This window comes from Corynebacterium hiratae (genome assembly GCF_009708045.1).
In the GTDB taxonomy this organism is placed as follows: Bacteria; Actinomycetota; Actinomycetes; order Mycobacteriales; family Mycobacteriaceae; genus Corynebacterium; species Corynebacterium hiratae.
On the sequence record NZ_VIOG01000013.1, the window covers coordinates 61093 to 85594 of the forward strand.

23 protein-coding genes and 2 pseudogenes are annotated in these 24502 nt (G+C 60.4%); 13 read left to right on the forward strand and 12 right to left on the reverse strand.

The window, feature by feature from the left end:
* Position 1: 1 nt before the first annotated feature.
* The 5 genes from FME68_RS10880 to FME68_RS10900 form a co-directional block, all read right to left on the reverse strand.
* Positions 2-1366: a sugar nucleotide-binding protein gene (locus tag FME68_RS10880; RefSeq protein ID WP_158397555.1), complete on the reverse strand. Its 1365-nt coding sequence runs from the start codon at positions 1364-1366 to the stop codon at positions 2-4.
* Positions 1367-1372: 6 nt separating this feature from the next.
* Positions 1373-2368, reverse strand: a complete 996-nt coding sequence (gene rfbB / locus FME68_RS10885) for a dTDP-glucose 4,6-dehydratase (protein WP_195914111.1) — start codon at positions 2366-2368, stop codon at positions 1373-1375.
* Between the two features lie 20 nt (positions 2369-2388).
* Complete coding sequence (locus FME68_RS10890; RefSeq protein WP_158397557.1) at positions 2389-3747, reverse strand: M1 family metallopeptidase; 1359 nt, start codon at positions 3745-3747, stop codon at positions 2389-2391.
* Between the two features lie 94 nt (positions 3748-3841).
* Positions 3842-4921, reverse strand: coding sequence for an alpha/beta hydrolase (locus FME68_RS10895; protein ID WP_158397558.1), 1080 nt, complete (start codon positions 4919-4921; stop codon positions 3842-3844).
* A 38-nt stretch (positions 4922-4959) separates the two neighbouring features.
* Positions 4960-6381, reverse strand: a complete 1422-nt coding sequence (locus FME68_RS10900) for an alpha/beta hydrolase (RefSeq protein WP_158397559.1) — start codon at positions 6379-6381, stop codon at positions 4960-4962.
* A gap of 674 nt (positions 6382-7055) precedes the next feature.
* Here FME68_RS10900 and lpdA point away from each other — a divergent pair.
* Positions 7056-8467: pseudogene (gene lpdA / locus FME68_RS10905) on the forward strand (dihydrolipoyl dehydrogenase).
* Positions 8468-8965: 498 nt separating this feature from the next.
* On the opposite strand, the gene ramB reads toward lpdA, so the two are convergent.
* Positions 8966-10372, reverse strand: a complete 1407-nt coding sequence (ramB, locus tag FME68_RS10910) for an acetate metabolism transcriptional regulator RamB (protein WP_070754233.1) — start codon at positions 10370-10372, stop codon at positions 8966-8968.
* Between the two features lie 401 nt (positions 10373-10773).
* On the opposite strand from ramB, the gene FME68_RS10915 reads away from it, so the two are divergent.
* Genes FME68_RS10915 through FME68_RS10930 form a run of 4 tightly spaced genes read left to right on the forward strand, consistent with a single transcriptional unit; the run spans position 10774 to position 14735 of the window.
* The gene (locus tag FME68_RS10915; RefSeq protein ID WP_070546714.1) at positions 10774-11529 is read left to right on the forward strand and encodes a succinate dehydrogenase cytochrome b subunit; all 756 of its coding nucleotides are present in this window, start codon (positions 10774-10776) and stop codon (positions 11527-11529) included.
* A gap of 15 nt (positions 11530-11544) precedes the next feature.
* Complete coding sequence (locus FME68_RS10920) at positions 11545-13566, forward strand: fumarate reductase/succinate dehydrogenase flavoprotein subunit (RefSeq protein ID WP_102234667.1); 2022 nt, start codon at positions 11545-11547, stop codon at positions 13564-13566.
* Positions 13566-14315, forward strand: a complete 750-nt coding sequence (locus FME68_RS10925) for a succinate dehydrogenase/fumarate reductase iron-sulfur subunit (protein WP_046647843.1) — start codon at positions 13566-13568, stop codon at positions 14313-14315. Before FME68_RS10920 ends, FME68_RS10925 begins: the two co-directional genes overlap by 1 nt.
* A 48-nt stretch (positions 14316-14363) precedes the next feature.
* Positions 14364-14735: a membrane protein gene (locus tag FME68_RS10930; protein ID WP_049157597.1), complete on the forward strand. Its 372-nt coding sequence runs from the start codon at positions 14364-14366 to the stop codon at positions 14733-14735.
* A 228-nt stretch (positions 14736-14963) separates the two neighbouring features.
* Here FME68_RS10930 and FME68_RS13520 read toward each other — a convergent pair.
* Positions 14964-15515 (reverse strand): annotated as a pseudogene (locus FME68_RS13520) (IS1634 family transposase); the annotation flags it as partial.
* 157 nt (positions 15516-15672) lie between these two features.
* Positions 15673-16590, reverse strand: a complete 918-nt coding sequence (locus tag FME68_RS10945; protein WP_046647841.1) for an Abi family protein — start codon at positions 16588-16590, stop codon at positions 15673-15675.
* Between the two features lie 311 nt (positions 16591-16901).
* On the opposite strand from FME68_RS10945, the gene FME68_RS10950 reads away from it, so the two are divergent.
* The 6 genes from FME68_RS10950 to FME68_RS10975 all read left to right on the forward strand — a co-directional run bounded on the left by FME68_RS10950 (position 16902) and on the right by FME68_RS10975 (position 20387).
* On the forward strand, positions 16902-17225 hold the full coding sequence (locus tag FME68_RS10950; RefSeq protein WP_305138001.1) for a phage antirepressor KilAC domain-containing protein: 324 nt from the start codon (positions 16902-16904) through the stop codon (positions 17223-17225).
* Positions 17222-17707 (forward strand): hypothetical protein, encoded by a 486-nt coding sequence (locus FME68_RS10955; RefSeq protein WP_070510555.1) that lies wholly within the window; start codon positions 17222-17224, stop codon positions 17705-17707. The genes FME68_RS10950 and FME68_RS10955 overlap by 4 nt, the downstream gene beginning before the upstream one ends.
* 115 nt (positions 17708-17822) lie before the next feature.
* Positions 17823-19157: a DUF445 domain-containing protein gene (locus FME68_RS10960; RefSeq protein WP_158397562.1), complete on the forward strand. Its 1335-nt coding sequence runs from the start codon at positions 17823-17825 to the stop codon at positions 19155-19157.
* 15 nt (positions 19158-19172) lie between these two features.
* Entirely contained in the window at positions 19173-19634 is a 462-nt protein-coding gene (locus FME68_RS10965) for a CGLAU_01105 family protein (RefSeq protein WP_158397563.1), read from the forward strand.
* A 13-nt stretch (positions 19635-19647) separates the two neighbouring features.
* Positions 19648-19938 carry a DUF2516 family protein gene (locus FME68_RS10970; protein ID WP_158397564.1) on the forward strand — a complete coding sequence of 97 codons (291 nt, stop codon included), beginning with the start codon at positions 19648-19650 and terminating at the stop codon, positions 19936-19938.
* Positions 19938-20387, forward strand: a complete 450-nt coding sequence (locus FME68_RS10975; RefSeq protein WP_070510557.1) for a deoxyribose-phosphate aldolase — start codon at positions 19938-19940, stop codon at positions 20385-20387. The genes FME68_RS10970 and FME68_RS10975 overlap by 1 nt, the downstream gene beginning before the upstream one ends.
* 3 nt (positions 20388-20390) lie before the next feature.
* On the opposite strand, the gene FME68_RS10980 is transcribed toward FME68_RS10975, so the two are convergent.
* Genes FME68_RS10980 through FME68_RS10990 form a run of 3 tightly spaced genes read right to left on the reverse strand, consistent with a single transcriptional unit; the run spans position 20391 to position 22540 of the window.
* The gene (locus FME68_RS10980) at positions 20391-21188 is read right to left on the reverse strand and encodes an LmeA family phospholipid-binding protein (protein WP_046647834.1); all 798 of its coding nucleotides are present in this window, start codon (positions 21186-21188) and stop codon (positions 20391-20393) included.
* Between the two features lie 23 nt (positions 21189-21211).
* Positions 21212-22021: a class I SAM-dependent methyltransferase gene (locus FME68_RS10985; RefSeq protein ID WP_158397565.1), complete on the reverse strand. Its 810-nt coding sequence runs from the start codon at positions 22019-22021 to the stop codon at positions 21212-21214.
* Between the two features lie 27 nt (positions 22022-22048).
* Positions 22049-22540: a DUF2505 domain-containing protein gene (locus FME68_RS10990; protein WP_046647832.1), complete on the reverse strand. Its 492-nt coding sequence runs from the start codon at positions 22538-22540 to the stop codon at positions 22049-22051.
* A 24-nt stretch (positions 22541-22564) separates the two neighbouring features.
* Here FME68_RS10990 and FME68_RS10995 point away from each other — a divergent pair, with 24 nt between their 5' ends.
* Positions 22565-23686 carry a UDP-N-acetylmuramate dehydrogenase gene (locus tag FME68_RS10995; protein WP_328287826.1) on the forward strand — a complete coding sequence of 374 codons (1122 nt, stop codon included), beginning with the start codon at positions 22565-22567 and terminating at the stop codon, positions 23684-23686.
* A 74-nt stretch (positions 23687-23760) separates the two neighbouring features.
* Positions 23761-23958 (forward strand): hypothetical protein, encoded by a 198-nt coding sequence (locus tag FME68_RS11000; protein ID WP_070682411.1) that lies wholly within the window; start codon positions 23761-23763, stop codon positions 23956-23958.
* Positions 23959-23995: 37 nt separating this feature from the next.
* On the opposite strand, the gene FME68_RS11005 is transcribed toward FME68_RS11000, so the two are convergent.
* Positions 23996-24472: an S-ribosylhomocysteine lyase gene (locus tag FME68_RS11005; RefSeq protein ID WP_046647829.1), complete on the reverse strand. Its 477-nt coding sequence runs from the start codon at positions 24470-24472 to the stop codon at positions 23996-23998.
* Positions 24473-24502 lie beyond the last annotated feature (30 nt).

Consider the following 24502-nt stretch of genomic DNA (forward strand, 5'->3'; position numbering starts at 1 on the left):
GTTATGCCGGGTAAAGGCCCAGGTAAAGCGCTAAAGCGGCCCGCCAATTCATCGGCTTAAAGCCGGTGGCTTCAATCTTGGACAGGTCGAAGGTGGACTCCTTCGGGCGGGGAGCTTCAGGCCCGGCGATCTCGCGGTACTGCTCGGTGCTGACCGGCGTGACACCGGCGGGGTCTTGGCCCACGCCGGTGAAGACGGCCATGGCGATTTCATCGCGACCCACCGCATCACCGGAGTTGGAGATGTTGTACACGCCGTACTCGGCTTCGGTCTTGAGCAAATGGATGATGCCCTTGGCCAGGTCCTCGGCGAAGGTGGGGCGCCCGCGCTGATCATGGATGACGGAGGGCTTGACCCCCTTAGCCGCCAGCGAGCGCATCGTGGCCATGAAGTTGGCTCCATCGCCGAAGACCCACGAGGTACGGATGACATAGTGGCGCGGGGCGGTCTGGGCGGCGGTATCGCCCGCGGCTTTCGATGCCCCATAGGCCGACAGCGGGGAAGGCATTTCATCCTCGGAGTGGACCTCGTTAGAGCCATCGAAGATGTAATCACTGGAGACGTGCACCAAGGTCAGGTTATTCTCCGCCGCAATGCGCGCGAGCTTCGCCGGGGCGGAAGCGTTGACAGCCCAGGCCGCGGCGCGATCGTCCTCCGCACCGTTGACATCGTTATAAGCCGCGCAGTTGATGATGGCGGAATACTGCTTCCACGGGCGGGCAGGCGGGTTGGTGATATCGAAATCCTCGTGCCCACAGAACTCCACCGCGCCCAGACCAGCGGTGGGCAGGAATTTCTTTAAAGCGCGGCCCAGCTGCCCGTTGGCGCCGGTGACCAGGATGCGGCGAGGGGGCATGGGGGAGACGTCGGCAAGCGCGGGGTGTGCCTTGTCTTTGTCGGAGATTTCCGTCGGCTCCAGCGGCCAGTCCACCATGCCCAGGTTGACGCAGGTGTATTCCGCGTCCGGGGACCAGTGGTCATTGACCAGGTAGGAATAGGCGCAGGCTTCCAGCGCCTGGAAGCCGTTGGCCACGCCCCGCGGCACGAAGACCGCCACGTCTTCGCGCAGCTCGTGTGTCACCAACTGGCCAAAGGTGGCAGAGCCCTCGCGCAGATCGCACCACGCACCGAAGGCCCGGCCGGAAGCCACGGAGACGAGCTTGTCCCAGGGCTCCGCGTGCAGTCCGCGCGTAACCCCCTTCTCCGCATTGAAGGAAACGTTGTTTTGCACCGGTTGGAAGTCCGGCAAACCTGCCGCCACCATCTTCTCACGCTGCCAGTTCTCCTTGAACCAGCCGCGGTTATCCCCGTGGACGTCGAGCTCCACAATGAGCAGGCCCTCAATGGCCGTTGACTGCACCTTCATGGAAATTTACTGTCCTTGCTTTGCGTAGTTGGCTTCGACTTCTTCCTTGCCTGGGCGCCACCAGTCCTCGTGGGCGCGGTACCACTCAATGGTGGCGGCGAGGCCCTCGCGCAGATCCGTGTAGCGCGGGCTCCAGCCCAGCTCGCGGCGCAGTTTGCTGGCATCCATGGCGTAGCGCTGATCATGGCCCGGGCGGTCCGCCACGTGGATGTAGTTCGCTCGGTCGCCGTCAGTAGCACCCATCAGCTCACAAATCATCTCGATGACCTGGCGGTTATTCGTATCCTCCTGGTCGGCACCGATGTTATAAGTCTCACCGATGCGCCCGCGGTCCAGGATGGCAAGCACCGCCTCGTTGTGATCATCCACGTGAATCCAATCCCGCACCTGCTCGCCCGTGCCATAAAGCTTGGCGGGCTGGCCCAGAAGCAGGTTGGTGATTTGCCGCGGAATGAACTTCTCAATGTGCTGGTAGGGGCCGTAATTATTGGAGCAATTCGAAATGGTTGCCCGCAGCCCAAAGCTGCGCACCCACGCGCGCACTAGGTGATCGGAGCCGGCCTTCGTGGCCGAATAGGGCGACGACGGGTTATAGGGAGTCTCCTCCGTGAAGTAGGTATCGGCGCCAATCTCCAAGTCACCAAACACCTCATCTGTGGAAACGTGGTGGAAGCGCACATCGTGGCGGCGGCAGGCTTCCAACAACACGAAGGTTCCCATGACGTTGGTGTGGAGGAAGGGAGAAGGATCCCGCAGCGAATTATCATTGTGGGATTCCGCGGCGAAGTGCACCACGGTATCGGCCTGAGCCACGAGCTTGTCGACGACCCCCTCATCCGCCACGTCCCCCACCACCAAGGTAGCGTCCACGCCGTCAAGGTTGGCGCGGTTGCCCGCGTAGGTGAGCTTGTCCAAGACGGTGATGTCTACGTCGGGCCGTTGCTGGGCTACGAGTCTCACGAAGTTTGCACCAATAAAGCCGGCACCGCCGGTAACGAGCATCCTGCGCATGGTGAACAAGTCTAGACCGGGAACTTGGGCAGCGCGGTGTGGTTGAGCCACTCGTCCAACAAAGCATCGACCGCAGAAGGATCTGTCGCTTCCTTCTTCACACGGCTGATGAGATCCTCCGGGGTGACCACGGAGTGCTGGGATGCGGTGAGGTAATCCCGGACCGTGCGGAAGAAGACCTCATCGCCCACGAGGCGGCGAAGTGCGTGAACAGTCAGCGCGCCGCGCTTGTAGACGCGGTCATCGAACATGTCGCGCGTGCCCGGATCACCGAGCACGATGTCCTGCTTCTTGCGTGCGAGCACCTGATAGTGCGAACGCGCCGATTCATGCACTGGGCGGCCATGCGCGTGCTCGAACCACAGCCACTCGCAGTAGCAGGCAAAACCTTCGTTGAGCCAGATATCCTTCCACTCACTAAGGCCCACGGAGTTGCCGAACCACTGGTGGGACAGCTCGTGGGCGATGAGTCGCTCAAAGAGGTGGTCGCCCTTGACGTGGTTGGATCCGAAAATGGACAGGCCTTGGGCCTCCAGCGGGATCTCCAGCTCGTCATCGGTGATGACCACTTGGTAGTCGGGGAAAGGGTAGTGGCCGAAGAGAGAGGAATAGAAGTCGAGCATTTCCTGCTGTTGGGCGAACTCTTCGAGGACTACCTGCTTGAGGCGAGCCGGCGCCCAAGCGCGGACGTCTCGGCCCAGATCAATCTCTGAGTATTCGCCGATCTGCACCGTGGCGAGGTACGTGGCCATGGGGTGCTTGACGCGGTAGTGCCAGCGCGTCATGGAACCGCCTGCGCTGCGGCGGGAGACCAGCTTGCCGTTGGAAATCACCACGAAAGGATCGTCAGCGGTGATGCGAATATCGTAGGTGGCCTTTTCCGACGGGGTGTCGTCGCAGGGGAACCAGCTAGGTGCACCGTTGGGTTGGCTGGCCACCAGGGAGCCGGAATCTGTTTCCTCCCAGCCGATTTCACCCCACGGAGTGCGCAGCGGTCGCGGCGAGCCGCCATAGCGAATGTGCAGCTCAAACTCTTGGCCCTCCACGATGGTGTCGGCAAAGGTCAGCCGCAGTTTGCCGGCGGACAGGCGAAACTTGGCCACGCGGGGTGCGTGTTTCGCCGTGATGCGGCGAGCCACCATGGCGCCGCCGAGGTCAAGCGTGAGTTTGTCAAAGTCCTCCAGCGCGCGAATGTGGAGGATGGCTTCGCCCTGCAGCATGTTGGGTTCCACGCGGTAGGTCAGGTCCAAGTCATAGTGGGTGACCTCGAAGCCGAGGTTGAAATCCACCCTCGTGTAGCTATCCCGAGTAAGTGCAGCGCGGTCGCGAGCGGCGGAGATATGCGAAAGGGCGGTAGAAAGCAGCTTCATAATGCCGCTATCCTACCGCCCTGTCCGGGTTATCCGAAGCCAGGGGAGCGAGCACGCCGCGCCAGACCGTGGGGCGACACGCTCCGCTCACTTTTTAGGAGTTGAAAGCTTCCTCAAAGGTGGGCCAGGACTTTACGAGGTCCTCGCGCCAGCCCGGCCAGGAGTGCGTGCCCACGTTGCGGAAGTTGTAGGTGGCTGGAATGTTCTGCTTATCCAGCTTGGCCTTGAGCATGTGGGTGCAGTGGTTGACCGCGGCCTCGATGATGCCGCCCTCAACCTGCAGCTGTGCCGAACCCGCGTAGGCGGCCAGCGGGCTGTAGCCCTTGTTCATGTAGTAGGACGGGGTATCCTGCTCACCCGCGAAGCCCGATGCGGAGGAAATGTACAGCTTGGTGCCGCGCAGTTTCTCGGAGTTCATCAGGGCATCGTTGTAGCGGTTGTAGTCACCGCCCATCGGGCCCCACATCTGTTCCGGTTCTCCGCCGCCGCGGTTCACGGTGAGGCGCAGGAACTGGTACTCCGTGGGGTAGGCGGTTGCGGCGCAGCCGGCGAAGGAGCCAACCGCGTCATAGAAGCCCTGGTTGTGCTGCGCCAGCAGCAGGGAAGACGTTGCGGACATGGACATGCCGGCAATGGCGCGCTTGTTGCTTGCGTTCAGGCGAGACTCCAGAGGGCCAGGCAGCTCTTTGGTCAGGAAGGTCTCCCACTTCTGTGGGCCCTTGAGGTACTTACCGTTGGGCTCCTCCAGCCAGTCGGTGTAGTAGGAGAAAGCACCTGCCTGCGGAACGACAACGTTGACGTCCTTGTCCGCGTAGAAGTCCACGGCATCGGACATGTACAGCCAATCGGAGTCCTGCTCCGCGGAACCGGCGCCGTTGAGCAGGTACACGGTCGGGCGGTCCGGGTTTTTAGCAGGGATAACAGCCAGCGGAATCGCGCGGCCATTCATGGCCGGAGATGTAGCCTCCAGCTTGAGAACGCGGGCGTCATCTTTGAAGTGCTCGTACCACTTCTGGCTCTGCACCTCCGGGGTGACGTTCAGGTCCGAGATGGTGGACAGCGGCGTGTCACCCGCAACCTGCTGCGGGGTGACAGTGGCGGCACCCGCAACGGGGCTGATGAGCGCGGCAGCGCTAAGCGCGCCGGCGGCGAGGAGAGAGCTAAGACGCTTCATTACATTCCTTATTCAACAATCAGTAGTGCGAGTTGAGCTTACTGTTCGATGGCCTCTGGGTCTACGGGCCGGGAGTCAGCGGGAGTCTGGGGATCAGCCTCGGCCTCTTCCATATTCTGCTTATCGGCATCCTCAGCTTTGGCGTTAGCGTCCGCGTTCACCGCGCTTTCCGACGCCCGCGTGGAGACCGGCTCCACCGGCAGACCAAAGGCACGAGCGAAGGTGGGCCAGGAGGAGTTGATGTCATCGAACCAGCCCGGCCAGGAGTGGGTACCGGTATTGCGCAGGTTGAAATCCGCTTTGACACCTTCGCGCTGCAGTTTTGCCTGCAGGTCGTGGGTACACGCATTCATCGCTGCCTCGATGACGCCGCCTTCCACCACCAGAGTTGAGGAGGACTTCAAGGCTCCGGCCAGGCCTTGCTTTTCAATCCTGGACGAACCCAGATCGTTCATTCCGGCAAACCCCGAGTTAGCGGAGACGTAGACCTGGGAATTACCCATGTTGTTCTTTGTGGCGTTGATGAGTCCATCGTTGTAGCGGTTGTAGTCACCGCCCATCGGTCCCCACATCTGCTCGGTGCTTCCACCGCCACGATTCACGGTCAGCTGCGTGTAGAAGTTCGGCAGTGGAGTCGAGGTGGCCGCACAGCCAGAGAAGGACCCGATAGCGTCATAGAAGTTGGGGTTGTGCTGGGCCAAGACGAGCGATGAGGTAGCAGACATGGACATGCCTGCGATGCCGCGCTTGCCGTTGGCGTTGATGTGCTTCTCCAGCGGTCCCGGTAGCTCCTTGGTGAGGAAGGTCTCCCACTTCTGCGGGCCCTTGAGGTAGCTGCGGTCCGGGCTGGTAACCCAGTCGGTGTAGTAGGAGAATGCGCCTGCCTGCGGGATGACGACGTTGACGTTTCGGTCACCGTAGTAGTCATCGAGTTCTTGGGTGCCCTCCTTGTTGGGATCCAAGTCTTCGCGCGTGGTGGCTATCAGCCAGTCCATGCCCTGCTCGGCACCGCCAGCACCGTTGAGTAGATAAAGGGTGGGGCGGGAAGAATCAAAGGTGCCGTCTGGGGTAATTACTGCAAGAGGGACGGTGCGGTCCATCGCTGGTGCGGTGGCATTGAGGGCCTTGACGCTCTGACGGTAGTCCGGGTATTTCAGGACGTAGCCCATCCACTGCTTGCTGTCCGGGATCTCATTGACGTCAACGTCCTTAAAAGTGACGTTCTTACCAATGGCGTCTTCATATTCTTGGCGGGAGGGCGACGGGTTTCCGGCGGAGTCCTTGGGCAGGTACTTTTCAATCTCCCCGTAGATGTCGAGCTCGGAAATGGTGGACGGTGTGGCATCACCGCGGATTTGTTCCGGGGTGACCTCGGATGCGCCCGCGGTAGGGGATGCTACGGCGCCAAGTGCTAGGGCAGTGGCTGCCGCAAGCGTCGTGAGAGAGCGCGCAATCTTCATAGAATCTCGCTTTCTAAGTGATGAGCGGAAATGTAGGGGCAAGTGTAAAAGATGCTCCGGACACGCCACCCATGAGATGGGCAATAGTGCTGGTAGATGGGAATTTCAGCACCCCAAGATAAGGGTAACGTGTTTAAACATACCAAGATATTAAAGTTAATGGTGGTATTGAAGTGGAAACCGTGTCATAATCTTTCCGTGCGTTAACGTGGGCTATGTAACGCAATGCCCGGCCTATTCGTTAGTCGAACCAGATGCGGAGACCGTTACTGCGGCGGCCGTCCTGCAAGGCAGAAGGTGGCAGTGCCGCATAGTGACATCGCACGAGGCCGTGAAGGCTGCTAGAAGACCAACAGAAAGAAGAAGAATGAACCTCTTTGACACCATCCTCGTTTCCATCAACCAGGTGCTGGGCCAGTTCGCTCACTCCGGCTCCTCTACTTCCTCCAAGATCGCCCTGGATTGGGGTCTTTACTAAACAGCTGCGGGGCGTGCGGCCCCACGTTTCTCTCCCCCTAATCGCCCCTCGGGTGGTTGGGGGTTATTTTGTGCGTTGTGTGCCCTCTACGCATCAGTGCACTGTGGCTTGCGTATCAGGAATGCTATGGACTGATACGAGAGCACAGCATGGGGGTGGTGGGACAGCGGGCGCAAAGTTACGTATCCTATAGGGCGTGACTAATGAACATTTTGACGTTGTAGTACTCGGCGCGGGCCCCGGCGGCTACGTGTCCGCCATCCGCGCTGCCAGCTGGGCAAGAAGGTTGCCGTTATTGAGAAGCAGTACTGGGGCGGTGTCTGCCTCAACGTGGGCTGCATCCCGTCCAAGGCTCTTCTTAAGAACGCTGAGGTTGCACACACCTTCAACCATGAGGCGAAGGCCTTTGGTATTTCCGGCGATGTTTCCTTCGACTTCGGTGTTGCGCACAAGCGCTCCCGCAAGGTCTCGGAGGGCATCGTCAAGGGCGTGCACTACCTGATGAAGAAGAACAAGATTACGGAGATCAATGGCCTCGGCTCCTTCAAGGACGCCAAGACCATCGAGATTACCGAGGGCGATGACAAAGGTAAGACCGTTACCTTTGACAACTGCATTATCGCCACCGGCTCCGTCGTCCGTTCCCTTCCGGGCGTGGAAATCGGCGGCAACATCGTGTCCTTCGAGGAGCAGATCCTCAGCGATGAGGCCCCGAATTCCATGGTCATCGTTGGCGCAGGCGCCATCGGTATGGAGTTTGCGTACGTTCTGGCCAACTATGGCGTAGACGTGACCATCGTGGAGTTCATGGACCGCGTCCTTCCGAACGAGGACAAGGATGTATCCAAGGCTATCGCCAAGGAATACAAGAAGCTTGGTGTGAAGCTCCTGACTGGTTACAAGACCACCGCCATCACGGATAACGGTGACAATGTCACCGTTGAGGTCGAGTCCAAGGACGGCTCCAAGACCGATACGCTGACCGTGGATCGCTGCATGGTCTCCATCGGCTTCGCCCCGCGCACCGAGGGCTACGGTCTGGAGAACACCGGTGTCGAGCTCACCGAGCGCGGCGCCATCGCTATCGATGACTACATGCGCACCAACGTTGAGGGCATTTACGCCATTGGTGACGTCACCGCGAAGCTGCAGCTCGCTCACGTGGCTGAGGCGCAGGGTGTCGTGGCTGCTGAGGTCATCGCCGGCGCTGAGACCCAGCTGCTGGGTGACTACATGAACATGCCGCGCGCCACCTTCTGCAACCCGCAGGTGGCCTCCTTCGGCTACACCGAGGAGCAGGCTCGTGAGAAGTTCGCTGACCGTGACATTAAGGTTGCTGCCTTCCCGTTCTCCGCTAACGGTAAGGCAGCGGGTCTGAATGAGACCGCGGGCTTCGTCAAGCTCATCGCCGACGGCGAGTTCGGTGAGCTCATTGGCGGCCACATGGTGGGCTCGAACGTGTCCGAGCTGCTGCCGGAGCTGACCCTGGCGCAGCGCTTCGATCTCACCGCAGAGGAGATCGGACGCAACGTTCACACTCACCCGACGCTGTCCGAGGCAATGAAGGAAGCGGCCGAGGGTATCGGCGGCCACATGATTAACCTCTAAGAGCTAAAACAAGAACACTCCCCCTCATCCCATCGACGTGAATCGGTGGTGGTGAGGGGGAGTGTTGGTTTTAGCGCCGAAGCGCGACTGGCCTTAGCCGAAGAGGTTGGAAGACAGTGCGAACGGTGCGTTGACGATCGTCAGCACGAGCTTCTGGATCTGGCCAAGGAAGTTCTCGCCAAAGCTGGACATAATAATAATCCTTTCGGTTGGTGATTATCGGTCGCTGACCATGATAGAACAACCGAGTCGGGAAAATCCATCAGATTTGGCAATGAAAACCATGGGGTGGGGCTTGTGGGACAATGTATAGCGCCGAGGGTTTGGGTCATAATTCCAGCTCATCGCACTAAGTAGGCCCCTTTCTTGCTTCAGCATCTTTCTTCGGAGGCTTTCGCTCGATGGAGAGTGCTCCCCAGCTTTTAAGATTCATCTGCGTTAACGGCGTAAAGATGGATGATTTAAAACCTGCGCGATTACGCCGTTAACTAGCTTTAGTTAATAGGGTGCCACTGCAGAGCGGTGGGCGTCGACGACAAGCTGTTCGTTAATGGCGGGAAATGCCCGCTGGGAGCAATTCTGGCGCGGGCAGGTGCGGCAGCCGGCGCCAATGGGAGTGGCGGCGGAAAGGGCATTGAGGTCTAGCCCCTGGGCGTACACGGTGCGATTAGCATGGCGTGCCTCGCAGCCCAGACCGATGGAAAAGAGCTTGTTCGTATCCCCAAAACGGCCTTGTGGGTAGCTCACCGTTCGTGAGATCCATAGGTAATTGCGCCCATCTGGCATCTGCGCCAACTGGCGGGAAATGGTGTTGGGGCGTGAGAAGGACTCGTACACATTCCATAGGGGGCAGGTGCCGCCGGAGTTGGAGAAGTGCACGCCGGTGGCGGATTGGCGTTTGGACATGTTGCCGGCGCGGTCAACGCGCACGAAGGTAAAGGGGATGCCGCGCTTGTTGGGGCGCTGCAGCGTGGAGAGGCGGGAGGCAATCGTCTCGTAGCCCACTCCGAAGACATTGCAGAGGTATTCCACGTCGTACCCCGACTGTTCGGCTTCGCTATGGATGAGGCCATACGGGAGGAGCGTGGCCGCAGCGTAATAATTGGCGATACCCCGCTTGGCCAAGTTGATGGAGGCCTCTGAAGTAAACGGTTCCTCCTCCACGAGCTCGTCGAAAAGCGCGCCCGCTTCGAGGAAGCCAAGCTCGGCCGCCATGCGGAAGGCGCGCTGGCCGACGCTCAGCCGGCTGGCAAGGCGAAGGGTCCCGCTGTCCTTGTCGAAGCGGTGCAGCGTGCCATCCATGCGATCGGTGGTGAGGATCTCCACGCCGTGCTGGGTGGTGAGTCTGTCGTCCAGAGCCTGTTCGATGTCGCGGATGTGGAAGGGGACGACATCGAGCTCCGCGGAGATCGCCTCTGCATGCTGATCTAACTCATCGAGATAATTCTGGCGGGCGTAGAAGAAATCCCGAACCTCATCGTGCGGCATGGACAGCGCCTGGTTGCCGTCGGAGCGGCGGGTATCGGTGGCGAGGGAAAGCTTGTCGCGGATATTGCGGTAGCGGCGGTGAATGTCGACGAGCGTGCGCGCAACGGTGGGGTGGTTGTAAACCAGTTCGGACAATTCCTGTAATTCCACGGGGGAGGGGCAGATTTCTTGGTCCTGGACGACATCTTGAATCTCGGCGAGTAGCCGCGAGTCATCGTCACGGGAAAAGAAAGTGGCATCCACACCAAATGCTTCAGTAATCCTAAGCAAGACCGGAACGGTGAGGGGGCGTACGTCATGTTCAATCTGATTAACGTAACTAGCGGAAAGCCCCAGCGTAGCGGCGAGGGAGGCTTGGCTGAGATCACGTTCGCGGCGCAGCTGGCGCAGGCGCGAACCTACGTATGTCTTGCTCATGTGAGCTAGGTTACCTAGTGCCTTTCGGTCATAACAATAGTTTTGCAAGGAATGTGTGAAGCATTTTAACTCCGCTGCGAAGTGGGGGTGTTAGCGGGGCGTGAAGGGGTGGCGAGGCATGTATACCAAGCGAAAGTTTGACACCTAAAGGGGTAGGGTCGTCACTCGAGTCACACCCTGTGACAAAAGTCTCAACCGCGAATTGTTTTCGCAAGGTTAATATTGCGTAAAGCGAAGTGATCAAGGTAGACCGGCATAAGTCGGGGGACACTTAAGGTAACCCTTTCCTTAACTCATTTCTGTCAGGGGCCTGTAGGTGGGGGAGGGGGCGTTAAAAGCAAAGGGATAAGTAGTGGTCAGCGCGCAGTCCTGCGTAAGGTAAGGGCGACAATGGAGGTGTCATGTCTGTAAAAAATCCTGACCGTGAAGCCCTTGCTCACGGCCGCATTACTAATGAAACGATTCGTCCTAAGCCAGGAATTCCGTCCTGGGCTTTGAAACTGACGATGGCAATTACCGGTCTGTTCTTCGCGCTGTTCGTTGTAGGACACATGGCCGGCAACTTGAAGCTCTACCTGCCGGCCCACAACGGCGAGGAAGCCATCGATGCCTACGGCGCATTCCTGCGCAGCATGGGTGATCCGCTGATTCCGAGCGGGCACCTTCTGTGGATCATCCGCATCGTCTTGCTGGCGTGCGTCATCGCCCACATTTACGGTGCCTTTGCGCTGACCGCTCGCTCCAAGGCGTCCCGCGGTAAGTTCAAGCGCACCAACCTGATGGGCGGCATGGATTCCTTCGCAACGAAGACCATGCTGGTGACCGGCGTCGTGCTGCTCCTGTTCATCGTCTTCCACATCTTGGACCTGACGATGGGTGTTCAGCCGATTGCTCCGGAGGCTTTCGCTCATGGTGCCGTGAAGGCCAACATGATCGCTACCTTCTCCCGCTGGCCGGTGACCATCATTTACATCGTCGCCATGCTCTGCCTCTTCCTGCACCTGACCCACGGCATCCGCCTCGCGGCTTCCGACTTGGGTATCACCGGTGCTAAGTGGCGCGAGGTCTTTGTCATCCTGGCGTACATCGTCCCGGCCGTCGTGTGCCTGGCAAACATCGTTATGCCGTTGTCCGTCGCCCTGGGCTGGGTCAGCTAAAGGAGTTTTGAACCCATGACTAACGCGAATACTGAACTCAAGCGCGAGCACCCGAACTTCTCGCACCCGCAGTCCATCGTCCCGGGTGTCAAGCCGGGCCGCATCCTGGAGTCCCACGAGCCGCACGGCGTCCCGATGAAGGACATGTGGAGCTACCAGAAGGACCACATGGAGCTGGTCTCCCCGCTGAACCGCCGCAAGTTCGAAATCATCGTCGTCGGTACCGGCCTGGCTGCTGGTTCCGCTGCGGCTGCCCTCGGTGAGTTGGGCTACAAGGTGAAGGTCTTCACCTACCACGATTCCCCGCGTCGCGCGCACTCCATTGCTGCGCAGGGTGGTGTGAACTCTTCCCGCCACAAGAAGGTGGATAACGACTCCGCCTACCGCCACACCAAGGACACCGTCAAGGGCGGCGACTACCGCTGCCGCGAGTCCGACTGCTGGCGCCTGGCTTATGAGTCCATCCGCGTCATCGACCACATGAACGCCATCGGAGCTCCGTTCGCTCGCGAGTACGGCGGCACCCTGGCTACCCGTTCCTTTGGTGGCGTGCAGGTCTCCCGTACCTACTACACCCGTGGTCAAACAGGCCAGCAGCTGCAGCTGTCCACCACGTCTGCGCTGTACCGCCAGATTGGCCTGGGCAACGTGGAGCTCTTCGCTCACCACGATATGCAGGACGTCATCACCTACAACGACAACGGCACCAAGCGTGCCGGCGGCATTGTGACCCGTAACCTCATCACCGGCGAGCTCAAGGCCTTCACCGGCCACGCAGTCATCCTCGGTACCGGTGGTTACGGCAACGTCTACCACATGTCCACGCTGGCTAAGAACTCCAACGCTGGCGCCATGATGCGTGCGTACGAGGCTGGTGCTTACCTGGCTTCCCCGGCATTCATCCAGTTCCACCCGACTGGCCTGCCGGTCAACTCCGAGTGGCAGTCCAAGACCATCCTCATGTCTGAGTCGCTGCGTAACGACGGCCGCATCTGGTCTCCGATCAAGGAGGGCGATGACCGTCCTGCCAACGAGATTCCGGAAGAGGAGCGCGACTACTTCCTGGAGCGCCGCTACCCGGCCTTCGGTAACCTCGTCCCGCGTGACGTGGCTTCCCGTGCCATTTCCCAGCAGATCAACAAGGGTCTGGGCGTTGGTCCGCTGCACAACTCCGTGTACCTGGACTTCCGCGACGCCATCGAGCGTCTGGGCAAGGACAAGATCCGCGAGCGTTACTCCAACCTCATCGAAATGTACGAAGAGGCTATCGGTGAGTCCGCTTATGAGACCCCGATGCGTATCGCTCCGACCTGCCACTTCACCATGGGTGGCCTGTGGACGGACTTCAACGAGATGACTACCATCGACGGCCTCTTCGCCGCCGGTGAGTGCTCCTGGACCTACCACGGTGCGAACCGTCTGGGTGCTAACTCCCTGCTGTCCGCTTCCGTTGATGGCTGGTTCACCCTGCCGTTCACTATCCCGAACTACCTGGCTCACCACCTAGGTGAGGCCAAGCTGGCTGAGGATTCCGCCGAGGCTAACGACGCCGTTGCTCGCGCACAGGCTCGCATCGACCGCCTCATGTCCATCCAGGGCGAGGATCCGCACGGCCCGGCGTACTACCACCGCCAGCTGGGTGACATCCTCTACTGGGGCTGTGGTGTGTCCCGTAACGTCGAGGACCTCAAGGTTGCCATCGAGAAGGTCCGCGCACTGCGCAAGGACTTCTGGGCTAACGTCCGCATCACTGGTGACGCCAACGACATGAACCAGGTTCTCGAGTACGGTCTGCGCGTTGCTGACTACATCGACCTGGGTGAGCTCATGTGTATCGACGCCCTTGACCGCGACGAGTCCTGTGGTGCTCACTTCCGCGAGGACCACCTCTCCGAGGACGGCGAGGCCGAGCGTGATGACGAGAACTGGTGCTTCGTTTCCGCATGGGAGCCGGGCGCTGCTGAGGGCGAGTTCATCCGCCACGCTGAGCCGCTGTACTTTGATTCGATCCCGCTGATGACAAGGAACTACAAGTAATGAAACTGACACTTGAGATCTGGCGTCAAGCCGGACCGACGCAAGAAGGCAAGTTCGAAACCGTGCAGGTTGACGACGCCGCCGAGCAGATGTCCATTCTGGAGCTGCTCGACCACGTCAACGACGGCCTCATTGAGGCCGGCACCGAGCCGTTCGCATTCGCTTCCGACTGCCGTGAGGGCATCTGTGGTACCTGTGGCCTCCTGGTCAACGGTCGCCCGCATGGCCCGGGTCAGAACACCCCGGCCTGCCAGCAGCGCCTCTTCCAGTTCAAGGATGGCGACACCATCAAGCTGGAGCCTTTCCGCTCCGCTGCCTACCCGGTCATCAAGGACATGATCGTGGACCGCGCCAAGCTGGACCACGTCATGGAGCAGGGCGGCTACGTGTCCATGGATGCGGGTACCGCTCCGGACGCTGACACCCTGCACGTCAACCACGAGACCTCCGAGTACGCCCTGGATCACGCCGCCTGCATCGGCTGCGGTGCCTGCGTGGCATCCTGCCCGAACGGTGCTGCTCACCTGTTCACCGGCGCCAAGCTGGTTCACCTCTCCCTCATGCCGCTGGGCAAGGAAGAGCGTGGCCGCCGCGCACGCAACATGGTGGACGATCTGGAGCAGAACTTCGGCCACTGCTCGCTCTACGGCGAGTGTGCCGACGTCTGCCCGGCTGGTGTGCCGCTGACCGCGGTTTCCGCGGTTACCCGCGAACGTGCACGTGCTGCTTTCCGCGGCAAGGACGACTAAGCTATAGTCATTCACAGGATTAACAGGAACGAGAGAAAGTTATCAGCCATGAGCGACCTCAACCCGGCAGTTGCTGATCACCACAGCGAGACCTACCCGGAGTTCTCCGGTAAGATTCAGGACTCCTACATCGAGGGATATGACCCCGTTTCTTACAGTGCACCGCACTCTTCTTTGCTGCGCACCTCCACCTGGGTGGGCATGGGCTTGGTTCTCTCGATCCTGCCGGCGCTGGGCATCCTGATCTGGGGCTTCGGCACCAAGCTGTACCCGCAGGGCACCGCCGGTGCTGACTACCAGATCAACCTGATTGTGGGCGCCATCGCCAGCGTCGTCGTAGCCATCCTGGCTATCGTCTCCGTCAAGTATGGCCGCCGCTACTACCGCCAGTACCGCAAGGAAACCGGCCGCATCAACTAGGCACCTCCTAGGCCGTTGAACGCCTAAGTTTCTGTACTGACACCACCACAACCCCCACCTCCAAACACACATGGGAGACCATGTGAGGAGGTGGGGTTGTTGGTGTTTGTGGGGCGCGTGCCGGGCGGGAGAAAAGGGGGAGCGGGCGCTTGACGACGCCCCTACGGTGCCATACGCGTGAATGGCGCCGCAGGGAGCGACGCGAACACTAACCTGACTTGGCTCAAATTAGTGCCGAAGGGTTGGGGCGGTGATGGTGTTGACGAGGGTTTGGATTTCCGGGGGTAGTGGTACGGCGGCGTGGATGGTTTCGCCGCCAACGACGAGTTGAAAGCTGCGGTATTTCTTGAGTGTTCTCACGAGGCGTTTGATGGATTGACCACTGCGGGTCTCCATCAGGTGGGCCACGGCTAATGCTGCCATCACAATATGGAGATGTGCTGTGATCGAGTCTTGTTTCCTGGCGTCGATTGGGCGTGCTTTCAGGTCTGATTTCGACATCCGAAACGACTTTTCAATGCTGAATAGCCTGCGATAATGCCCGATAACCTCACTAGCAGGAAGAGTAGTCAGGTCGTTCTCATAGCCTTTAATTCCGGCTAGGGCTCGGTGTTTGGCGGCAAGAGCGTAGTTGACCTTCTTGTTTGGGGCGGAAAGATCGATATAGCGGTTGCGCTTGATTGCGATATCGCCGTCAACAGCGCGTTTGGCTTTCGCTATTTGCTTGCCGATTCCGCGCAGGCTGCGTCTAGCCCGAACATGGGAGTGCTGGAAGTGAGTCCTACAGCGGTGTCACAACCGGATGCAAGTGGGGGCGGCTGAAGAACTACGGCGAGAAACTCGTCGAGTACATCGTCCAAGCAGTCGCTCGTGACCTCCTCGTCCACGCCATGACACTCGACGCAGACGGGTACGAATGCGACTACTACCGCAAAGATTAGACGCGCCAGAGAGGCAACTCGCCCCAGCTGTCAGGTGCTCCTGTGCGAGAAAACGGCACGATGGGATTGTGCGGGTAGGTGTGGAACAGCTTCGGTAGCCGGTCGGCTGGAGACAATTCCAGTTGGCGCTGCAAGTATTGGATAAGGGAGAGCTGCCCGAACACGCGATTCATTCCTTCAGCTACCGGAGCCAGCCTGACGTCATTGTTCAGTTTCGGTTTGATGTCGTAAACACGGTTGAACATCCTTGCATGATGAGCTGCGTAATTACGCAGAATATTCAAGGATTTCAGCCAAGATTCAAGCTGAGGACCAGTTAGGCCGCAGGGCTCGGCAATCCGTTTGCGCACGATATTGGGCGACATGCCGTACAGGTACGACAGCATCCCCCAATCCATGATTTCGACAGCCGCCCAGATGGGTAGAGTCCCGCCATATTTGGATTTGTGGTGGGCGACGAAGTCCTCCTTCGACGCTTTCAATGCCGACTGGTACTTTCTCAGCCACACCTCGTGCACGCTACGCCCGTCTTTGTTTCGCTGCCGTGCCCGGGCGCTCAAACGCTGGGGATCCAAATAGATCAGCGGGTCAAGGCGACCCAGCTCGTGACCGAGCTTGGTTCGAATAGCCAACTCCACGCGATCAAGCTCGATGAACACGCTGTGGCGCAATTGTTCGTCAAACCCATAGAGGGCTACCACTAGGTCAAACGATGCTCCCTCAACGAATTCATCTCGGGCAGTGCCGTCGTCTTGGGAGAAACGGCGCATCGGGTACCAGTATCCGGACAAGCGGTAGTAGTTCAATTGAGCCAGCAGCGTCTCAGCATGCTGGGGATCATCCACTCGCATCCCACGCTGACGAAGCAATTCGACCTGTTCACCGTAGGTCTTGAACTGCTTCACCTGCTCCACGCGCACCCCTGTTTGATACAAAAACGAAGACCGGCCCTGGACTCCCATTGAGGCGGGAAGCGGAACCGGTCATGTTGACTACGAGGTTACCTGGTTGATGACGCCGAGGCAAGAGCACGGGACATGGAGCCATCGGTACGATCCGAACCATCACCTCGGGCGGACAGGTCCTGTTCTGCGGCCGGGACGTGGCGACCCCCCTCGGCTACGCCAACACGAAAGATGCCCTGGCGCGTCATTGCAGGGGGTCATTAATCACTACCCCCTTGAAAGGGCTGGTGGCATCCAGCAGGTCAGGTTTACCAGCGAAGGTGTCCTATTACGACGTGGTGCTGGCGTCGCCGTCGCTGATCACCACCACCGAGATCGCCAAGGACTACGGCCTGTCGGCGAAGAAGCTCAACCAGATTCTGCGCGGGGAGCAGGTGCAGTTTCACCAGTCCGGGCGTTGGTTCCTCTACGCCAAGTTTGCTGAGAAGGGTTACACCCAGTCCAAGACGTACGAGTACGACGAGGGCAAGACCTGCACCCACATGTACTGGACGCAGAAAGGCCGCCTGTTCATCTATGACCTGTTGAAGAACATCCGTGGCCTGCTGCCGGTGGTCGAGCGTGAAGGCGAGGACTCCAGATGACCACCACTGCGCTTCTTGATATCGGAATACCGAAGAAGAACGTCGAAGGATACCCTGACCCGACTTGCTACCGGGCCCTGAAAGCGATTCAGCGCGCCGAGATCGACTGGGCTCACCAGATGGACATCCCGAACCACCACCAGATCACCGACCAAGCCGGGCTGGAGCAGGTGGCCAGGTTGGATCACGTCGCCGCCACCTACACCAACGACCGGCGCTCGTCTGCGAGCTTCATTTCCTCGGACTGTGTCGTGATGGACATCGACAACGACCACACCGAGGAATCATCCAACTGGGTGACACCGGAGAAGCTCGCCGAGTTGATGGCGGGTGTGGTGTTCATGACCGCCACTTCCCGTAACCACCAGAAGGCGAAAGGCGTGCTGGCGGCTAGGTTCGGTTTCTTTGATCAGCAGGCGTTGGATGCCGGACGGTTCATCTACGGAACCACAAACGGGCCCTCGGCAGGCTGGCGTTCATAAAGCTAGGAGTCGATCTTAGTGTTGGTGGCAATCGAATGTGTCCGGTACGCCCACTAATGTTGATTGATGGATTCACTATTCCCCATCATTACGCAGACCCAAGGAGAACCAACCCATGACGCACCGCGCAGACGCAGGGCTTGAGCAGGCTCGGGAAACGTCGGCGTCGCAGACGTCGTTTGTGCCGCAGCCAGGAAACCAGGAGGCCCGCCGGGCGGACCTGCGCCGCTGGAAGGCGATTGCGCTGTCCTTCCTGATTGGTGCGGCGGTGATCTTTTTGGGGTGCTCGTGGTGGCAGGCGTCGGTAAGCGGGGCTCCCGTCTGGGTGGGCTACGTGCGCGCGGCGGCGGAGGCAGGCATGGTCGGTGGACTGGCGGACTGGTTCGCCGTGACCGCCCTGTTTCGTCGGCCGATGGGGCTGCCCATCCCGCACACCGCGCTCATCCCCAACAACAAGGACCGCGTGGGTGATGCGCTCAAGGACTTCGTGGAGGAGAACTTCCTTACCGCGGATGCGCTCAGCGCCAAGGTGCGGGAGGCAGAGATACCGCTGTGGCTGGCGCGCCAGGGTGTGGAGCCTGGGCGGGCGGAGGAGGTCTCCGCGTGGATTGGTGAGCGCGCAGCCAGCGTGGTCGCAGACCTAGACCCAGCGGAGGCGGAGCAGTTCATCCGCACCCAGGTCATGGACCGTCTGGCAGAGCCGGAGTGGGGCCCGCCGCTGGGCCGTCTGCTGGAGGGCTATATCGCCGAAGGCAAGGCGCGGCCGCTGGAGGATGACCTCATTGAGTGGGCGCACGGCAAAATCCTTGGCATGGAATCCACGGTGGTCACCGCCATTGATGAGCGCATGCCTGGCTGGGCGCCACGCTTTGCCCGCGAGATGGTGGGGGAGAAGGTCTACGCCGAGCTCGTGGAATTCGCCGATGAGGTCCGCCGCAACGGCAACCACGAAGCCCGCCTGGCCATTCGCCGCAACCTGTCCAAGCTGGCTTCGGACCTGCAGTGGGATGAGGACATGCGCGGGCGCATCGAAGGCATCAAGCAGGAGATGCTGGCCTCCGATCAGGCGCAGAAGGCGCCGGCGGCGATGTGGGCGACGGTCTCCTCCACGCTCATTGAACAGCTCACCGACCCAGAGTCCTTCCTGCGCCAGAAGATCACCGCCAAGGTGAAGGAATTGGCGCACCGCCTGTTGGAGGATTCCGAGTTCCTGGCCCAAGCCAACGAGCTGGTGGACAAGGCCGCGCGCTACGCGGTGGAGAAATTCGCCCCGGAGATCATCGCGATTATTCCGGAGACCATTAAGCGCTGGGATGCCCAGGAGGCTTCCGAGAACATCGAGCTCATGGTGGGCAAGGACCTGCAGTTCATCCGCCTCAACGGCACGGTTGTGGGTGCGCTGGCTGGGTTGGTTATCTACACTGTTAATCATCTGCTTTTTGGCGTCTAACAAGGAGTGACGACCATGTCCGTATTTGACTCAATCAAGAATGCCGGTTCCTCTGCTTTTGATGTGGCCAAGGATTTTGGTGGCCGTTTCAAGGAGGAGCGCCAGAACCAGGCCCAGAGCGCGCAGGCGGATCGCATTGCCCGCGCCGCCGATGAGGCGGGCATGGGTGATGGCACCGCGAAGGAAGAATCCTTCTTTGATCGCGTGACCTCCACGGCGAAGAATATTGGGGAGTCTGTGTCCTCCGCGGCGCGCGAGACCCGCAACTCGGAATCTTTTGAAAAGGCCCGTGAGGATTTCACCACGGCCTTCAACGAGACCCGTGAGGGCGTGCAGGGCGCTATCAACAACGCCAAGGAGCAGCGCGCGGAGGGCAAGCATGCCCAGCAGCCGCAGGAGCCGCAGAGCCCGCGCAACCCCTATGCCCCGAAGCCGAATGACGATGTCATTGACGGCGAAGTAGTTGACGAGAACTAGTTAGTCTTTCTTGATGCACACTTTTTTAAACATTATCGCCTTGATACCGCAGTACATTTTCATGGCGGTATCCCTCTTCGCCCTCGTCGGCGCAGTCCTGGCGGCGATGACGCGGGAGGATGCCTTCCGCGCCGGTGACCGCCAGAACAAGTGGGTATGGGTCGGCCTGCTCTTCGGCTCCGCCCTGTTGATGAACCTGCCGCTGCCCTTTGTCAGCTGGATTGGCGCCATCATTACCGGCGTGTATTGGTTTGACGTGCGCCCGCAGCTCAAGGCCATCATCAACGGCGATTATTCCTACTAATGCTGAATCTGCTTGAGGCCTCCGTGGAGGAGGTGCGAACCCAGTCGGCGGGGCAACAGCGAGTGCTGGTCTCCCCGCACCACGTGCTTGCCGCTGAGGGCGCCGAGCACGTTATTGCTGTTGCCGGTTATCCCACCGGCCGCCACCACTCCTTGGTGAAGGCGGCGGAGGCACGGCTGGCAGTTCAGTCAGGTGCCGCCGAGGTGTGGGTTGCGGTGGATGAGCTGCTAGGGGATGCCACCTCGCTCCTCTCCGAGCTCGTCACTCTCCGCGAAGCCTGCCCGCTGCCAGTGCGCTTGGGGCTCATTCTTCCTGAGCGTCCGGCTTTGCCGTTGCCGGAGTATGCGCGTGCTGCCGAGCAAGCGGGCTATCAGTGCCTCATTGAAACGGGCTCCGTCGTTTCAGACGACGAAGCCCTGGATACGCAGCTCTCCATAGAGAGCCTTTAATTCTTAATTAGCCGGTGCCTGCTGTGCTGGCGCGGTGGCGGAATCGAGTTCGCTCATCGGAACGTCGTGGCCAATGAGGGTGAGCGTGAGTTCGCCAGCCCCAACATCCACGGACTCGAAGGTCAGCTGCTGGCCCGCGAGCTGTTCCTCCATGCCTTCGGCCAAGGCATTCGAGATCGCGGAGGTCGCCTGCTCGGGCAGGTCGAAGCCGAAGAGCGATGCTTCCTTCGCATCGATGGCGAGCTTGCCGTCGCGAGCCTCCGGCTTGAGTGACAGCGTGGCCAGGCCACCGGCAAATTCCACCTCGAGGTCATCCTCGGCATCGTTGGCGGTAATCGCGGTGACTACCAGGTTGCCCAAGGCGTCATAGCCAGACTGCTCAGCAATGGCCTTTTGGAAGCTGGCGAGCAGGAACTGATCCGGCACCGTCGTCGAAGCCCGCAGCGTGCCCGCGACCGGCTCCTTGGACAGCGTCATGTCTTCGACGTGGACATCAGCGGCCGGTTGGCCGGTGATGGTGGTGCCCTCAATCTTCAGCGTGGACGGGGTCTTCATATCCATCTGCGGAATCTTGCCGTTGAGCAAACCAAAGACCATGGGGCTGGCACCGAAGCTCACCTCCGGTTCCTCGGAGGTCTCCACGCCCTGCTCCTTGGCGGACTGGGTAAATTGGCTCTTCATCTGAGAACCCAAGAACCAGCGCAGGCCGAGCTCAGCTAGCAAAATGATGAGCAGGAGCGTCACCAGTACGCCGATGAAAATTTTCCAGGCCGTCGAGGCGGGAGATTTAGAAGAAGCCATGACTACTAGTGTGGCGCACTGGATTAAAGTTGGCCAACTACCAGGTCCCAATCCACTGTGAGAACGTTGTCCCGCAGGCGGCGGTTCACCGGGTGGATGGGGACTGTCTGCCGGAGTTCTTCGCGCGCCATGCGCCAGCGCACCCGCGGGCCATATGGAGACCAGCCGGCGGCGCGGTCCCAGGCGGCGTCGGCCGCTTGCAAGAGCTCGTGGATCGGTTCACCCGGCACGTTGCGGTGGATGAGGATTTTGGGCAGGCGCTCCGCGATATCGCTGGGGCGCTCCACGTCGAAGGGATCCCAGGCGAGGGTCAGCGTGCGCGGGCCGGAGGCGTCGAGAAGCACCCAGGCCGATCTGCGTCCCAGCTCGTCGCAGGTTCCCTCCACGAAGAACCCGCCGGGAGCAAGACGTGAGGTCACCGTGGTCCAGGCTTTCTCTACCTGGTCGACGTCGTACTGGCGCAGCACATTGAAGGCGCGCACCAGCTGCGGGCGGTAGCCGGCAAGCTCGAAGCCGCCGAGCTCGAAGCTGACACCATCGCGCGGCGGCAGGACGCGCTCGGGGGAAATCTCTAGGCCCGTTACCCGGGTATGCGGGTTAACGCTGCGCAGCCAGCCGGCCCACTCCACGGTGGTGGTGTGGGAAGCGCCGTAGCCGACGTCGAGAGCCAGCGGCTTACTCGTGGAGCGCAACAGCGAGGAGATCTCCGGGTGCGCCACCATCCACCGATCGCAGCGGCGCAGGCGGTTGGGGTTGGTGGTGCCGCGGGTAACAACGCCAAAAGGCCGACCAGCGCTTTCCTGAGCCTTCAGGTTATGCGCGTGATCGGCCATGGCAACAACTGTGGTGTAGGGAGTTGTTTAGAGGTTGTTGGAGATCCACTCTTCGGTGAGCTTGCCCTCGTTGGTGTAGAGCTCCTGCAGAGCTTCAGCGACCTTCGGCTCGATGGCAGCGCCCATCATCGGGATGTTGACGGAAACCTCGGTGACGTAATCCAGAACGGTGGTCTCATCCTGGGCCTTGTAGGTGATGTCACCCTTGAAGTCGACCGGGGTGCCCTTGACGTCAGCGGTGAAGGAGACGGAAATCTGCTCGTCGACCAACTCGCCGATGGTCACGGTGCGCTTTTCCTTCAGATCCTGGGAGACCATGGCGCGAACGGCCTCCGGAAGGAGGGAGGTCGGAAGAATTTCGTAGAGCACAGCGGTGTTGCCGGTGAACTCGTGCACGGTACCCGGTTCCGGGGACAGCTTGGCCACGATGAAGTCCCAGTACTCCTGAGTGGTCAGTGCCTTGTGCACCTTATCGATGGGCTGGTTGATGATAACGGTGTTTTCGCTACGGGTTGACATGAGTTACAGACTACCTTGGTAGACGTGCTAGATAAATTCCTGACCCTCGCTGACATTGACGGAGTCACGCTGGATTCCGAGACCACCTTCGCCGATCTCACGACGCTGCGCATCGGTGGTGCACCGCTGGTGACGGTGCGCTGCGCCAGCGCTGAGGCGGCAATTGCTGCGTTAGCAGCGCTTGACGACGCCTCCCAGGACTACCTCGTCGTCGGCGGCGGCTCCAACCTCGTGGTGGCGGAAGGCCAGTTGGATGTCGTGGTCGTGGTGCTCGACTTCGAGGATATCGATGTCACCGTGGCCAACGGCCTCGTGCGCGCTGATGCGGGCGCGGTATGGGATGACGTCGTGGCTTTGTCCGTGGACTGCGGTCTGGGCGGCATCGAATGCCTTTCCGGCATCCCGGGCAATGCGGGTGCCGTGCCGGTGCAGAATGTCGGTGCCTATGGCGCGGAGACCTCCGACGTCCTCACGCAGGTCTACCTCTACGAGCGCGCTACCCGCACCGCGACGTGGGTGCCGGCCGCGGACCTGGAGCTGGCGTATCGCTACTCCAACCTGAAATTCACCGGCCGCGGCGTGGTGCTGGCTATTGAGCTGCAGCTGACCACCGATGGACTGTCCACACCCCTGCGCTTTGGCCAGCTCACCCAGAACCCCGGTGAGCGCCGCCCGGTCGCGGAAGTCCGTGAGGAAGTGCTGAAGCTGCGTCGCGGCAAGGGCATGGTGCTCGACCCAGAAGACCACGACACCTGGTCAGCCGGTTCCTTCTTCACCAACCCCATCGTGGAACCGAAGGTTGCCGATTCCATCCAGGAAGCAGTCCGCGCCGCCCGCGGCGACGAGGATGCTGACCGCATGCCGCGCCATGCGGTGCCGGCAAGCGGCACCGCATCTAGAGAAGGAAAGGAAAAGCTCTCCGCCGCCTGGCTCATCGAGCGAGCCGGCTTTGCCAAGGGCTACCCGGGTGAAGAGTCAGGAGCGCGGGCAACGCTGTCCACTAAGCACACCCTGGCGCTGACCAACCGCGGTGAGGCCACCGCAGACGACATCGTTGCGCTGGCCCGCGAGATTCGCGCCGGGGTACAGAAGGCCTTCGGGGTGACGCTGGAGCCGGAGCCCATCTGGCTAGGGGTAGAAATATAAGTGAGAAATATTTAAAATAGCGTTGAATTGCTAGCTCGCCGCCGCAAACACTAGGCGCCCAGAAAGGACCTCGCATGTACATCCCCAAAGACGTACTCTTTGCCATCCTCCTCTTTGTTTCGGCCCTTCTTTGCGCGGTGGCGATGCTGTTGGTCCCAGGCCTGTTCGCGGAGTTCAGCGCAGCGCGCTGCACCTTAATGGCGAGCGTCTTGGGGCTCGGCGTCGCCGGGCTGTTTTTCTCCCGCATCCAGATCCGACGCCTCGAGCACTAGCGGTTAGGGCTCCATTGCCCCAAGCTTTCACCGCCGCTTAGGCCATGACGTTGAGCCACTCATCCTTGGCCGCGAGGAAATCGCGTGCGGCCTCCTGTGCGCCCTCGAGTGAGTGGTGGGCGCCCCAGCCGCACTGTACCTCGTTGGCGGCGGGAACCTCGGTGGCGTTGAGGATGTCATTGAGTGCGCCCTCGACGGCGCGGAGCAGCTCGTCCTGCTCCATGCCGTTGGTGATGGCGTAGAAGCCGGTGCGGCAGCCCATCGGGGCAAAACCGATGAGCTTGTTGGTGTAGTTGCGCATGAAGTTGGCCATCATGTGCTCCACCGAGTGGATTGCCTCGGTGCCGAGGTGCTCCTTGTTGGGCTGGCAGAAGCGCAGGTCATACTTGATAATCTCGACTCCGCCGCCCAGGTCGGTGCGGTCGGCGACGCGGATATAGGGGGCGTCGACAAGCCGGTGGTCGAGCTCGAAGGACTTTACGTTGATCTTGTTCTCGGTGTTCTTCTCAGTCATGCTTTCCCAGTGTAACCACGGCTTAGCCTG

Excerpts from the sequence above, each read along its gene's own strand:
- FME68_RS10880 (WP_158397555.1), bottom strand. The coding sequence starts at position 1,366 with ATGAAGGTGCAGTCAACGGCCATTGAGGGCCTGCTCATTGTGGAGCTC.
- rfbB (WP_195914111.1), bottom strand. The coding sequence starts at position 2,368 with ATGCTCGTTACCGGCGGTGCCGGCTTTATTGGTGCAAACTTCGTGAGA.
- FME68_RS10890 (WP_158397557.1), bottom strand. The coding sequence starts at position 3,747 with ATGAAGCTGCTTTCTACCGCCCTTTCGCATATCTCCGCCGCTCGCGAC.
- FME68_RS10895 (WP_158397558.1), bottom strand. The coding sequence starts at position 4,921 with ATGAAGCGTCTTAGCTCTCTCCTCGCCGCCGGCGCGCTTAGCGCTGCC.
- FME68_RS10900 (WP_158397559.1), bottom strand. The coding sequence starts at position 6,381 with ATGAAGATTGCGCGCTCTCTCACGACGCTTGCGGCAGCCACTGCCCTA.
- ramB (WP_070754233.1), bottom strand. The coding sequence starts at position 10,372 with ATGAGCAAGACATACGTAGGTTCGCGCCTGCGCCAGCTGCGCCGCGAA.
- FME68_RS10915 (WP_070546714.1), top strand. The coding sequence starts at position 10,774 with ATGTCTGTAAAAAATCCTGACCGTGAAGCCCTTGCTCACGGCCGCATT.
- FME68_RS10920 (WP_102234667.1), top strand. The coding sequence starts at position 11,545 with ATGACTAACGCGAATACTGAACTCAAGCGCGAGCACCCGAACTTCTCG.
- FME68_RS10925 (WP_046647843.1), top strand. The coding sequence starts at position 13,566 with ATGAAACTGACACTTGAGATCTGGCGTCAAGCCGGACCGACGCAAGAA.
- FME68_RS10930 (WP_049157597.1), top strand. The coding sequence starts at position 14,364 with ATGAGCGACCTCAACCCGGCAGTTGCTGATCACCACAGCGAGACCTAC.
- FME68_RS10955 (WP_070510555.1), top strand. The coding sequence starts at position 17,222 with ATGACCACCACTGCGCTTCTTGATATCGGAATACCGAAGAAGAACGTC.
- FME68_RS10960 (WP_158397562.1), top strand. The coding sequence starts at position 17,823 with ATGACGCACCGCGCAGACGCAGGGCTTGAGCAGGCTCGGGAAACGTCG.
- FME68_RS10965 (WP_158397563.1), top strand. The coding sequence starts at position 19,173 with ATGTCCGTATTTGACTCAATCAAGAATGCCGGTTCCTCTGCTTTTGAT.
- FME68_RS10970 (WP_158397564.1), top strand. The coding sequence starts at position 19,648 with ATGCACACTTTTTTAAACATTATCGCCTTGATACCGCAGTACATTTTC.
- FME68_RS10975 (WP_070510557.1), top strand. The coding sequence starts at position 19,938 with ATGCTGAATCTGCTTGAGGCCTCCGTGGAGGAGGTGCGAACCCAGTCG.
- FME68_RS10980 (WP_046647834.1), bottom strand. The coding sequence starts at position 21,188 with ATGGCTTCTTCTAAATCTCCCGCCTCGACGGCCTGGAAAATTTTCATC.
- FME68_RS10985 (WP_158397565.1), bottom strand. The coding sequence starts at position 22,021 with ATGGCCGATCACGCGCATAACCTGAAGGCTCAGGAAAGCGCTGGTCGG.
- FME68_RS10990 (WP_046647832.1), bottom strand. The coding sequence starts at position 22,540 with ATGTCAACCCGTAGCGAAAACACCGTTATCATCAACCAGCCCATCGAT.
- FME68_RS11000 (WP_070682411.1), top strand. The coding sequence starts at position 23,761 with ATGTACATCCCCAAAGACGTACTCTTTGCCATCCTCCTCTTTGTTTCG.
- FME68_RS11005 (WP_046647829.1), bottom strand. The coding sequence starts at position 24,472 with ATGACTGAGAAGAACACCGAGAACAAGATCAACGTAAAGTCCTTCGAG.